Here is a 10831-nt window from a genome sequence, read left to right as displayed (position 1 = left end):
CAGGACGGCGTGCTGCAGGTGATCGACGGCGAAACCACGCTGGAAATCAGCCCGCGACTGCGGCGCGGCCCGGGCTGAGCCGGGCTTTCAGTCGAGCGACTTCGACTCGGCCGTGCCCAGCGTGGTCGGCTCGGGCTTGTGCAGCGGCTGCCGCGACAGCAGCGGATGCGCGAAGACGCCGGCCAGGATGACCGCCACGCCGGCGTAGAACATGCCGCCCAGTTCGCGCTGCTCGTTGAGCAGCAGCACCGCCAGCACGATGGCGTAGATGGGCTCGAGGTTCACCGCCAGCTGCGCCGAGAACGCGCTCATGTGCCGCAGCGCCACCAGCGACAGTGCGAACGGCAGCAGGGTGCAGGCCATCGCCAGCACCAGCAGCAGCACGGCGTCGTTGAAGCCGGGCAGCACCAGCGGCGATCCGAACCAGGGCAGCACGGGCGTGAGCAGCGCCAGGATCAGGCCACCGGCGCCCAGTTCAACGCAGGTGACGGTGAGCGGGTCGGCACGCTCGACGTAGCGCTTGTTCAGTGCGCCGAAGAACGCCACCAGCAGCGCCGAAACGGTGCCCACCACGATGCCCATCCGCATGCCGGCGGGCACGCCGCCCACCACCAGCGCCACGCCGGGCACCACCGCCACGCCCAGCAGCAGTTCGCGTGGCTCGAAGCGCCGGCCGGTGATCCAGGGCTCGACCATCGGCACGAAAACCGTGGCCAGCGCGATGCAGCTCACCGCCACCGAAGCGTTGGCCAGCTTGATGGCCCCATAGAACGTCAGCCAGTGCAGCGCCACCAGCACGCCGATGCCCGAGTAGGTAAGCAGCAGGCGCGCCGGCAGCGCCGCCATGCCGCGCCACACGCGCGGCACCAGCAGCAGCGCCGCCGTCACCAGGCCCATGCGCCACACCACCAGCGCCATCGCCGGCATCGTGATGGCCTTGCCCAGGATGGCCGTGAAGCCCCACAGCAGCACGCAGGCGTGCATTTGCCAATGTGCCTTGGCGCCGGGCGTCATGCCGGCGCACCTTTTCCCGCCAGCGAGCGCTTGGCGGCGGGCGACAGCTGCTTGATGGCGTACTCGGCCTTGAGCGCACTGGAGCGGTCAGGGTGCTCGAAGTGCGCCAGCAGGCGGCGCGGTGGATGCGAGCGCGTGTAGCGCGCGCCCTTGCCGGCGGCATGCTCGGCGTAGCGGCGCTCAACGTCCACGGCCACGCCGGTGTACAGGCTGCCGTCCTGGCACTCGATCAGGTAGACGAACCAGGCCACGTCAGCGCAGGCTCACCGCGATGCGGCGCCAGTCTTCGCGGACGTCGGCGCAGTCGCCGCCGCCCATGGCGAACTCGCGGCAGACGAAGGGGCGCTGTTCGTAGATGCTGCAGCACATGCGCTCGCGGTCGAGCGCCAGGCACCAGCCGTCGTCGGCCTTGCCCATGATCAGGTAGCCGTCCGTGTCTTCGTCCAGGAAGTGATCAGGCGGCTCGTCGCCGGGCAGCACCAGCACCGGCAGCTGGCAGCAGCAGGCCTGGCAGGACGAACACTGGATGGCGGGGTCGGTCAGCACCCCGCCATTGTCCCACGCCGCCGGCCCGGGGCCGCTATTTCTTCGCGGTAACGGCGCGCACCGGCAGGGGCACGTTGCACAGGTCGATGTGGCCGGCGGGCTGCACGTACCAGCCGTCGCGGCGGTTGCGGCGCGATTCCACCAGCGCCTGGAACGCGGGCGTGTCGGTGCGCATCACCTCGATGGCGGTGCGTTCCGCGGCCGGCACCCCGGACGCCAGCCGGATGGCCTTGATGGGGGTGCGCTGCCCGGGCTGCTCGTAGAAGCCCAGCGGGCCGGTGCCGCGCGGCAGTACGCTGAGGTGCTCGATGCCGTGCACCACGCGGCCCACGGTGGTGATGTTGCGGTCCAGCTGGCGCGGCGACTGGCCGGTCACCACGTACAGCTCGTTGCCCTTGCTGCTGTCGGCGGCAGCGTCACGGCCGGCGCCGACCGCGCCATAGCAATGCGCCAGCCAGGCGGCGTTGGCCTTGGTGTCGCGCGCCGCCGGGAAACCCTGCACGAAGCCCACTTCCGGCGCCCAGCCGTCCACGTCGGGCAGGCGGGTGAAGTCCAGGCCTTCGGCGTCGCGCACGAACTCGGCGGGCAGCTTTGCGTCGGCCTCGCCCAGCGTGCGCACCGCGGCCGGGTCGGCGCTGTTGGCGTCGCCCCACTGCACCACGAAGTTGTCCTGCGAGCGGTTGATGCTGAGCCCGTCGAAGTAGCCGGCGCGCACCAGCGTGCGGATGTTGGCGACGTGGCGGGGCGCGAACGCCGGCGCCAGTTCGATCACCACGCGTCCGCTGGCCAGTTCAACGTACAGCGTGTTGTCCGGGTCCAGGGGGCGCCAGTCGGCGGCCGTGGACTGGTCCAGCACGTCCTGCATGGTCAGCGCCGGCTTGGGTTCGTCGGCGGCGGCGGCAGCACCGGCAGCGGTCAGGGCGAGGGCCAGCAGGGCGGGGCGCAGTTTGGTCATGGCGGGGGTTCCGTGCGGGTGGAGTGGCCAAGCCTAACCGATCGATTCAATCGGGATCGGGCGGGGCTTCCTGCATGGCCGACAGCTGTTCCTGCATCTGGGTGATCACCGACTCCCAGTGCCGCGGCGCCTCGAACCAGGGGAAGGCCACCGGGAAGGCCGGGTCGTGCCAGCGGCGCGCGATCCAGGCGTTGTAGTGCAGCAGCCGCAGCGTGCGCAGCGGTTCGATCAGGTGCAGCTCGCCGCGGTTGAAGCGCCGGAACTGCTCGTAGCCCTCCAGCAGCCAGCGCAGCGGATCGTTGCTGTCTTCGCGGCGGCCGGCGAGCATCCAGAAGTCCTGCACCGCCGGGCCGGTGAGCGTGTCGTCCAGGTCCACGAAGTGCGCCTGGTCCTCGCGCCACAGGATGTTGCCCGGGTGCACGTCGCCGTGGATGCGCAGGGTGTGCACGTCGCCGGCTCGCTCCCAGCAGTCTTCCATGGCGTCGAGCAGCGCGTGCGCCAGCGTTTCGAAGTTGGACCGCAGGTCGGGCGGCAGCCATTCGTTTTCCAGCAGGTATTCCACCGGATCGATGCCGTGGCTGTCGATGGTCAGCACGCCGCGGTGGACGAACCGCTCGCCGTCGCCCACCGCGTGCAGCCGCCCCAGCACGCGGCCGATGTGGCGCAGGGTGTCGCGGTCGCCGGGCTCGGGCGCATGCCCGCCGCGCAGTGGGAACAGCGCGAAGCGGTGGCCCTGGAACGGATGCAGCGTGCATCCCCGGTAGGCGATGGGCGCCACCACCGACAGGTCGGCGGCCACCAGCTGCGCGGCGAAGGCGTGCTCCTCGCCGATGGCGGCGTCGGTCCAGCGGCCGGGACGATAGAACTTCGCCACCAGCGCCGGGCCTTCTTCCATGCCGATCCGGTAGACGCGGTTCTCGTAGCTGTTGAGCGACAGCACGCGGCCGTCGCTGCGCAGGCCCAGTGATTCGACGGCGTCGAGGATGCGATCGGGGTTGAGGTCGGCGTAGGGCGTGTCGTGCATGCGGGCAGGGTAACCCCTGCCGTGCCCCGGCGGTGTCGTCAGCCCTGCAGCTCCAGCGCCGTGGCCGCCGCGGCGACGTCGCGCGACAGGTACAGGTGCGAACCGGCCGCGACGAACCCGGCCTTGGCGAACGCGTGCCGGTACCAGGCGGCCGGACGCCGGCGCATGTCCTTGAGGTCGCCGATGATGTCGTCGCCTTCGGCGAACACTTCCAGGAAGGCAACGCCGCTGCACAGCCGCCCGAACTCGGACAGGCCGCGCAGCAGTTCGTCGTCGGGCAGGTAGTGCATTACGTCCGAACACACCAGCAGGTCCACCGGCTTGCGCAGCGGCATCGCCGCCAGGTCGCCGAACGGCAGCCAGTGCAGGTTGCGTCGCGCGCCGTGGCGCCCGATGGCGTAGTCGCTGGAGTCCACGCCCATGTAGTGCAGGTTCGGCCGCAGCGCCAGCAGCGGCGCACGCCACGCGCCTTCGCCGCAGCCCACGTCCAGCACCGTGCGGATCGGCCGCCCCAGGTGCAGTTCGGCCAGGGCCACGGCCAGCGCCACCTTGCGTTTCAACGCGGCCTTTCCGCCCAGGTTGCGCTGCCGGTACCACGTGTCGAAGTAGCGCCGGTCATAGGTCTTGGTCACGCGGGTGATTTCCTTTTGTGCAGCAGCCAGGCCGCGAAGATCGCACCGGTGAGGTACATGCTGAGCGAATACACCGCCGGGGCGATGGTGGCCTGCGCGCGCTGCAGCACTTCGATGGCGATGAAGATGGCGAGCGTGCCGTTGTGGATGCCGATCTCGAAGCTGATCGCTATCGCCTGTGGTTCCGCCAGCTTAGCCGCCCGCGCGGCGAAATAGCCGGTCAGCAGGCTGGCCACGTTGAAGGCGACGCAGGCCAGCCCAACCACGGGCAGGAAGCGCGCCACCGTGTCCCATTCCGAAATGAACGCCAGCACGATCAGCAGCGCCAGCAGCAGCGACGACAGCACGCGCACCGGCTTCTCGGCCGCGTGCGCCAGCGCCGGTTTCCAGGCCCGCAGCGCCATGCCCAGGGTGACCGGCACGATCACCAGCAGCGCCACTTCGATCACTTTGCGTATCGGCGGCGGCACGCTGGCCTCGTCGCCCAGGAACACCGACAGCGCCAGCGCTGTCCACAGCGGCAGGGTCAGCAGCGCGAGCAGGCTGTTGATGGCCGTCAGGCTGATGTTGAGCGCCACGTCCCCGCGCGCCAGGTGGCTGAACAGGTTGGCGGTGACGCCGCCGGGGGAGGCGGCCAGCAGCACCAGGCCCAGCGCCAGTTCGCCCGGAAGCCCGGCCAGCGTGGCCAGCCCGAAGGCGAGCGGCGGAAGCAGCAGGGACTGGATCGCCAGGGCCAGGCCGACCGCGCGCGGCATCGCCAGGATGCGGCGGAAGTCGGCGGGAGTGAGGTGCAGGCCCAACCCGGCCATCACCACGGCCAGCGCCAGCGGCAGGAATATGATCAGCAGGGAATTGTCGGCCACGAATCAGTCCGCGCCAACCAGCACCGACCGCATCGAGATTGAGCTCGACACGTGTTCGTTGAAGAATTCGACGGGCTCGCCTTCGCGCTGCAGCGCCAGCACGTACAGCAGCGGCAGGTAGTGCTCGGGCGTGGGGATGGACAGCAGCGCGTCGGGGCCCAGGGTTTCGTAGCCCAGCATGCCGTCATGATGACCCTCGGCGATGCGGTCGGCGATGTCCTCGTCGAAGCGCTGCGCCCAGTCGTAGGGGTCGGCCATGGCCTGCTTCCACAGGCGGAGGTTGTGCACGATGTTGCCGCTGCCCACCACCAGCACGCCTTCGTCGCGCAGCGGCGCCAGCTGCTTGGCGATGTCGTAGTGCCAGGCGCCGGGCTGCAATATCGACAGGCTCATCTGCACCACGGGGATGTCGGCTTCCGGGTACATCGGCTTGAGTACGCCCCAGGCGCCGTGGTCGAGGCCGCGGTGGGTGTCGATGTGCACGCGCGGCTGGGGGATGAGTTCGGCGATGCGGTGCGCCAGTTCCGGGCTGCCCGGTGCGGGGTAGCGCACGTCGAACAGCGCGCGCGGGAATCCGTGGAAGTCATGGATGGTGTCGGGCTTTTCCGCGCCGCCAACGTAGATGCCCTGCGTTTCCCAGTGCGAGGAGATGCACAGGATGGCCTTGGGACGCGGCAGCCGCCGTCCCAGGTCCTGCCAACTTCGCCGCCAGGCGTTGTCCTCGATGGCGTTCATTGGCGAGCCGTGACCCAGGAACACGGTGGGCATCGGGCCGGACATGGACGCAGCGCTCATCGAACAACTCTCCATCGGGGCGGGCGGCCTAAACACTACCACCCTGACTTCCGGCACTGCGCGGGCAGGGTGCAAAATGACTACTGTTGACTTAACGGTATAGCCAAGTAGCCTGTATCGGTCAGTCGAGGACAGCACCATGGTCGAAACCGAGCCGCACCTGAAGAAATTCCAGAAAGAGCTGAGCGCCGGGACCGTGTCCCTGGTCCTGCTGGCGGTGCTGGGCCAATCCACCGATCCGCTTTACGGCTACCAGATCGCCAAGCGCCTCGAGCAGACCGGGGACCCGCTGCTGGTCGGCAAGCAAAGCGCCCTGTACCCGGTGCTGCGCAACCTCAGCGCCGCCGGCCTGGCCGAAAGCCACGTCGAACCCTCGGTCAGCGGCCCGCCGCGCCGCTACTACCGCATCACCGCGCTCGGGCGGCAGGCGCTGGCCGAATGGGCCGACACCTGGCGCATCACCCGTCATTCCGTTGATTCCGTGCTGGAAGGAAACCTGCGATGAACACCCCCACCCCGAAAACCATCCCCGAATACCTCGACCAGCTGCGCGACGCGCTGCGCAGCGCCGACCCGGCCCTGCTGCAGGACGCGCTGTACGACGCCGAGGAGTACCTGCGCTCGGAGCTGGCCGAAAATCCAGGCACCGATGAAGCCACGCTGCTGGCCACCATTGCCACCAGCTACGGCGCCCCCGAGGAAGTGGCGGCGATCTACCGCGACACCGAGGTCAGGGTGAGCAAGGCGCTGAGCCCGCCGCCGGCCAAGGCGCGGCGCAGCATCGCCGGGCAGTTCTTCGGCGTGGCCACCGATTCGCGGGCCTGGATGGCGCTGTTCTACATGCTGCTGTCGCTGGCCACGGGCATCGTCTACTTCACCGTGGTGACCACGGGCCTGAGCCTGTCGCTGGGCCTGGCGATCCTGGTCATCGGCATTCCGTTCGCGATCCTGTTCGTCGGAATCGTGCGGCTGCTGGCCCTGGTGGAGGGCCGCATGGTCGAGGTGATGCTGGGCGAGCGCATGCCGCGCCGGCCGCTGTACGCCGAGCGCGGCCTGCCGCTGCTGACGCGCATCGGCCGCATGTTCACCGACCCGCGCACCTGGTCGACGATGCTGTACATGCTGCTGATGCTGCCGCTGGGCGTGGTCTATTTTTCTCTGGCGGTCACCGGCCTGTCGCTGTCGCTGGGCCTGATCGCCAGCGCCGCGGCGGCCGCGATGGGGCGGCTGGGGCTGGCGGAGTTCCACCTGCACCTGCACCCGGCGCCGATGTGGGACAGCGTGCTGTGGATTCCCGTGCTGTTCGCGGTGGGCGTGCTGGGCCTGTTCGTGATGCTGCACCTGGCCCGCGGCATTGGCCAGTTGCATGGCGCCCTGGCCAAGAACCTTCTGGTGAAGACCGCGCAGCACTGAAGCCGCCGCGCCGCGGGCCCGGAACGATCCGCGGCTGCTTCATTTCAAGCCAGCACGAAGGTCCAGGCGATGCCCCAGGCCGCCTGCAGGATCAGCCCGAGCAGGGCGATCATGCCGATCACGAAGCCCGGGCCGCGATTGCCGGCCGGATTGGCGTAGGCCACCGCGTACCAGATCCGTCCCACCAGCCAGACGGCTCCGAACGCAGCGCTGAGCCAGGCCGCGCCGAACGCGGCTGCTGCCCAGAGGGCGGGCAGGAACATCAGCGCGGATTCCTGCGTGTTCATCTGCACCCGGAACGCCCGTTCGAATCCCTCGTGGCCGCTGGTGGCCGGCGCCTTGATGCCGTACTTGCCGCGGGCCCGCCCCACCATGAAGGCGGTGCTGAACATCAGCAGCACGGTGAGGATGGTGACCAGGGCGATCAGGGGATGCATGCGGAATCCTTGTCGAGAGGGGAGTTGGAAAATTCTTGCCCGGGGCAGGTCATGCCTCGGGCTCGTGTCCCGGCAGCGCGACCAGCTGCACGCCCTTGCCGTTCTCCAGGCGAAGTGACTGCGGGTCCACGCCCTGGTCATTGAAGCGGGCCACGACGTCCGGGTCGACGCCCGGGAAAACGCCGAAGCCGCGGTTGCGGCCTTCGAGCTTGCTCAGGTAAAGCGCCACGTCGGCCAGGTTCAGCGTCTGGTCGCGGCTGAGCTGCGATCCGTCGCTGCCGATCCAGGGCAGGGGTGAAAAGCCCAGCGAGCAGGTGACGCGCAGGCTCAAGCCGCCGGGCAGCCGCATTGGCTGGTCGCTGACGCTGTGCAGGACACGATAGGCCAGTTCGCGCGCACCGTCGTAATCGTAGCCGTGCCCGACCACCAGGAATTCCTCGCCACCCCAACGCATCACGCTGTCATTGTCGCGGGTGTTCTGGCGCAGGCGCCGCGCTACCTCCACCAGCACCGCATCGCCGATTTCATGGCCGTAGCGGTCGTTGATCTGCTTGAAGTGGTCCAGGTCGAACAGGCAGAAGGTGAAGTGGCCCGGGGCACGGTGGCGGCGTTCGCTGTTGGGCTGCGCCAGCTGGGGCGCCTGCTCCAGGAAGAACTTCAGGTAACGCCGATTGCGCAGGCCGGTGAGCGCATCGGTGAGGCTGGCCTCGGTCAGCTCGCGGTTCATCAGTTCGAGCTGCGATTTCTGGCTCTCGACCTGGCGGTTGCGAAGCTCGAGCGCGGCGCGGCTTTCCAGCATGGCCTGGAACGCGGCTTCGCGCGCGCCGGCGGATGCCGCGGCGCGAGCGTGGTAGCGCACGCGCGCAATCAGTTCCAGCGCGCTGGGCAATTTCACCAGGTAGTCGTTGGCGCCTCGGCGGAACGCCTCGACCTTGGTTTCGGGTTCCTCCGCCGCCGACAGCATCACCACCGAAACGTCGGTGAGGTCGGGGTCTGCGCGCAGCCCCGACAAGACCTCGAGCCCGTCCACGGGCTCCATGTTCAAGTCCAGCAGCACCACGTGCGGCCGCAGCTCCCTGGCCAGCGCGATGGCGCCGCTAGGGTCGGAAATACCGCTGACCTCGAGCTCCGGGGCATCGGCCAGCATCGCGCGCACGGCCTCCAGGATGATGGGCTGGTCGTCGACGATCAGAACGCGCAGGGTCTCGTCCATCACCCACGCACCTTTGCCAGCTGCCGCACCAGGGCGGGCCCGATGGCGGCCAGGTCCATGGCCTGGATCGCGGCGCCTGATTCCATCGCCGCACGCGGCATGCCGTACACCACGCAGCTGGGTTCGTCCTGCGCCAGGGTGTACCAGCCGCGGCGGCGCATCTCCCCCAGCCCGGCCACGCCGTCCGAGCCCATGCCAGTGAGCAGCGCCGCGGCACCGGCCGCGGCATGCTGGGCCAGGCTGTTGAACAGGGCGTCGACGCTGGGCACGTGCAGCTCGCTGGCGCGTGCCGTCTGCCGGCTGAACTGCAGTGAGGGCAGCAGCACCAGATGGCCACCGCTGCCGGCCACGTAAACGCGGCCGGGCTGCGGCGTGTCGCCGCGCTCGGCGACGCAGACCGGCAGCTTGCTTTGGCTGCCAAGCCATTCCGCCAGCCCGCTGGTGAACTCGCTTTCGATGTGCTGCACGATCACAACGGCCGCGCCGAGGTCCGCCGGCAGGCTCGCCAACACCTTGGCCAGCGCCAACGGGCCGCCGGTGCTGGCGCCCAGGGCGATGATGCGCGTCTGGCGGCTGCCCTGCGCGACGGGCGTGGGCGTGGCTGCGGGCCCGGTGTAACCGACCAGGCTGGCCAGCCGCTGGATGCGGGTGAGCGTGCGCTGGCCACCGATCAGCTCGCCGCTGTCGTCCAGGCGCGGCGGCTCGATCAGTCCCAGGGCGCCCAGGCCAAGGGCCTCGTAGCCGTCGCCGGCCGCCTGGCTGGAAGCCAGCGCGATCACCGAGATGCCCGCTTCGATCAGCCGCGGCAGGTGTTCGGCCTTGCGGCCCAGCAGTTCGAGCTGGGCCAGCAGCAGCGCGGGCGGCTGCCGCCGGCACTCCCGATCCATTTCGGCACGGTCGGTGGCCGCCCACAGCAGCTCGTGGTCGCTGCGCAGCAGCGTGCGCCGCAATGCCTCGCGCACCAAACGCTCCGGATGGGCTATGGCCAGCTTCATGCGTCTGCCTCGGCATCACCGATGAGGGAGTGAACCACATCCAGGAACCCGTGCTCCTGGAAGTCACTCTTGGTGAGATAGGCGTCGGCGTGCACTTCCAGGCCGCGGCCGCGATCCTCGGGCCGGTCGCGGTAGGAAACTATGATGACCGGCAGGTTGCGCAGGCGCGGGTCCTGCTTGATGGACCGCGTGAGTTCGATGCCGTCCATGCGCGGCATGTCCACGTCGGTAACCACCAGGTCGCAGGGCCATTCGCGCAGTCGTGACCAGGCGTCCATGCCGTCCACCGCCACCTGCACCTCGAAGCCTCGGGCGGCCAGCAGCTGGCGCACCAGCTCACGCACGGAGATCGAGTCGTCCACCACCAGCACGCGCCGACGCCTTGGCGTCGCGCTTTCGTCGCTCTCACCGACCAGGCGTTCGTGCTGGCGCTCGCGCTCGAGTGCGCCGCGCATCAGGTCTTCGGTGTCGAGCAGCACCACCGGCGCGCCGTCGGGCATCAGCGCCAGCGCCGCCAGGTCGGCCACGCGGCCCAGGCGGGCATCCAGCGGGCGGGTGGCCAGGTCGAATTCGCCCAGCACCGAGTCGACCGCGAATCCGGCGCGACGGTCATCCTGCGACACCACCACGATGTCGGTGCCGTCACCGCCAGCGCGCGTGCTGCCCAGGCCCAGCAGCTCGGCCAGCGGCACGAGCCCGATGTTGCTGCCTTCCAGGGCCAGGTACTGCATGCCCTCGCGGCGATGGATCTGGTCGGCGCTTGCGCGCACCAGGCGCTCGATGCGCAGCAGCGGGAACGCATAGGTTTCGCCGGCCACGCCCACCGCGACCGCGCCCGTGACCCCGCGGTAAAACGGCACAAGCAGGGTGAAAACCGTGGCCCCGCCGGGGACCGACTGCAGGCGGACGCTGGCCTCGACCATCTAGAGCAACAGCCCGACCAC

At 69.5% G+C, this 10831-nt stretch carries 14 protein-coding genes; 2 read left to right on the top strand and 12 right to left on the bottom strand.

Features of this window, described 5'->3' with window-relative positions; genetic code table 11:
- Window positions 1-87 precede the first annotated feature (87 nt).
- Genes K0M70_RS02585 through ygiD form a run of 8 tightly spaced genes read right to left on the bottom strand, consistent with a single transcriptional unit; the run spans window position 88 to window position 5829 of the window.
- Window positions 88-1014: a DMT family transporter gene (locus tag K0M70_RS02585; RefSeq protein ID WP_290778879.1), complete on the bottom strand. Its 927-nt coding sequence runs from the start codon at window positions 1012-1014 to the stop codon at window positions 88-90.
- Window positions 1011-1265, bottom strand: a complete 255-nt coding sequence (locus K0M70_RS02580; RefSeq protein WP_290778877.1) for a GIY-YIG nuclease family protein — start codon at window positions 1263-1265, stop codon at window positions 1011-1013. Before K0M70_RS02580 ends, K0M70_RS02585 begins: the two co-directional genes overlap by 4 nt.
- Before the next feature lies 1 nt (window position 1266).
- Window positions 1267-1560: a YkgJ family cysteine cluster protein gene (locus K0M70_RS02575; protein ID WP_290778875.1), complete on the bottom strand. Its 294-nt coding sequence runs from the start codon at window positions 1558-1560 to the stop codon at window positions 1267-1269.
- 34 nt (window positions 1561-1594) lie between these two features.
- The gene (locus K0M70_RS02570; protein WP_290778872.1) at window positions 1595-2515 is read right to left on the bottom strand and encodes a peptidylprolyl isomerase; all 921 of its coding nucleotides are present in this window, start codon (window positions 2513-2515) and stop codon (window positions 1595-1597) included.
- 46 nt (window positions 2516-2561) lie between these two features.
- Entirely contained in the window at window positions 2562-3539 is a 978-nt protein-coding gene (locus K0M70_RS02565; RefSeq protein ID WP_290778869.1) for a serine/threonine protein kinase, read from the bottom strand.
- A 38-nt stretch (window positions 3540-3577) separates the two neighbouring features.
- Window positions 3578-4171 carry a class I SAM-dependent methyltransferase gene (locus K0M70_RS02560; protein ID WP_290778866.1) on the bottom strand — a complete coding sequence of 198 codons (594 nt, stop codon included), beginning with the start codon at window positions 4169-4171 and terminating at the stop codon, window positions 3578-3580.
- Window positions 4168-5034, bottom strand: coding sequence for a bile acid:sodium symporter family protein (locus tag K0M70_RS02555; RefSeq protein WP_290778863.1), 867 nt, complete (start codon window positions 5032-5034; stop codon window positions 4168-4170). Before K0M70_RS02555 ends, K0M70_RS02560 begins: the two co-directional genes overlap by 4 nt.
- A 3-nt stretch (window positions 5035-5037) precedes the next feature.
- Window positions 5038-5829, bottom strand: a complete 792-nt coding sequence (ygiD, locus tag K0M70_RS02550) for a 4,5-DOPA dioxygenase extradiol (RefSeq protein ID WP_290778861.1) — start codon at window positions 5827-5829, stop codon at window positions 5038-5040.
- Window positions 5830-5968: 139 nt separating this feature from the next.
- Between ygiD and K0M70_RS02545 the strand changes: the two genes are divergently transcribed.
- Complete coding sequence (locus tag K0M70_RS02545) at window positions 5969-6334, top strand: PadR family transcriptional regulator (RefSeq protein WP_290778858.1); 366 nt, start codon at window positions 5969-5971, stop codon at window positions 6332-6334.
- Window positions 6331-7242, top strand: a complete 912-nt coding sequence (locus K0M70_RS02540) for a sensor domain-containing protein (RefSeq protein WP_290778854.1) — start codon at window positions 6331-6333, stop codon at window positions 7240-7242. Before K0M70_RS02545 ends, K0M70_RS02540 begins: the two co-directional genes overlap by 4 nt.
- Window positions 7243-7286: 44 nt before the next feature.
- On the opposite strand, the gene K0M70_RS02535 is transcribed toward K0M70_RS02540, so the two are convergent.
- The 4 genes from K0M70_RS02535 to K0M70_RS02520 are packed head-to-tail and all read right to left on the bottom strand — an operon-like array spanning window position 7287 to window position 10810.
- Window positions 7287-7679 (bottom strand): MAPEG family protein, encoded by a 393-nt coding sequence (locus K0M70_RS02535; RefSeq protein WP_290778851.1) that lies wholly within the window; start codon window positions 7677-7679, stop codon window positions 7287-7289.
- 49 nt (window positions 7680-7728) lie between these two features.
- Complete coding sequence (locus tag K0M70_RS02530) at window positions 7729-8892, bottom strand: diguanylate cyclase (protein WP_290778847.1); 1164 nt, start codon at window positions 8890-8892, stop codon at window positions 7729-7731.
- A complete protein-coding gene (locus tag K0M70_RS02525; protein WP_290778844.1) occupies window positions 8892-9887 on the bottom strand; it encodes a chemotaxis protein CheB in 996 nt (331 codons plus the stop codon). Before K0M70_RS02525 ends, K0M70_RS02530 begins: the two co-directional genes overlap by 1 nt.
- Window positions 9884-10810 (bottom strand): response regulator, encoded by a 927-nt coding sequence (locus K0M70_RS02520; protein WP_290778839.1) that lies wholly within the window; start codon window positions 10808-10810, stop codon window positions 9884-9886. The genes K0M70_RS02525 and K0M70_RS02520 overlap by 4 nt, the downstream gene beginning before the upstream one ends.
- Window positions 10811-10831: the final 21 nt, after the last annotated feature.

It is taken from the genome of Arenimonas sp. (assembly GCF_019459675.1).
Taxonomy (GTDB): Bacteria; Pseudomonadota; Gammaproteobacteria; order Xanthomonadales; family Xanthomonadaceae; genus Arenimonas.
This window is presented reverse-complemented; position numbering and strand designations above follow the sequence as displayed.

Excerpts from the sequence above, each read along its gene's own strand:
- ygiD (WP_290778861.1), bottom strand. The coding sequence starts at position 5,829 with ATGAGCGCTGCGTCCATGTCCGGCCCGATGCCCACCGTGTTCCTGGGT.
- K0M70_RS02545 (WP_290778858.1), top strand. The coding sequence starts at position 5,969 with ATGGTCGAAACCGAGCCGCACCTGAAGAAATTCCAGAAAGAGCTGAGC.
- K0M70_RS02535 (WP_290778851.1), bottom strand. The coding sequence starts at position 7,679 with ATGCATCCCCTGATCGCCCTGGTCACCATCCTCACCGTGCTGCTGATG.
- K0M70_RS02530 (WP_290778847.1), bottom strand. The coding sequence starts at position 8,892 with ATGGACGAGACCCTGCGCGTTCTGATCGTCGACGACCAGCCCATCATC.
- K0M70_RS02525 (WP_290778844.1), bottom strand. The coding sequence starts at position 9,887 with ATGAAGCTGGCCATAGCCCATCCGGAGCGTTTGGTGCGCGAGGCATTG.
- K0M70_RS02570 (WP_290778872.1), bottom strand. The coding sequence starts at position 2,515 with ATGACCAAACTGCGCCCCGCCCTGCTGGCCCTCGCCCTGACCGCTGCC.
- K0M70_RS02520 (WP_290778839.1), bottom strand. The coding sequence starts at position 10,810 with ATGGTCGAGGCCAGCGTCCGCCTGCAGTCGGTCCCCGGCGGGGCCACG.
- K0M70_RS02565 (WP_290778869.1), bottom strand. The coding sequence starts at position 3,539 with ATGCACGACACGCCCTACGCCGACCTCAACCCCGATCGCATCCTCGAC.
- K0M70_RS02585 (WP_290778879.1), bottom strand. The coding sequence starts at position 1,014 with ATGACGCCCGGCGCCAAGGCACATTGGCAAATGCACGCCTGCGTGCTG.
- K0M70_RS02540 (WP_290778854.1), top strand. The coding sequence starts at position 6,331 with ATGAACACCCCCACCCCGAAAACCATCCCCGAATACCTCGACCAGCTG.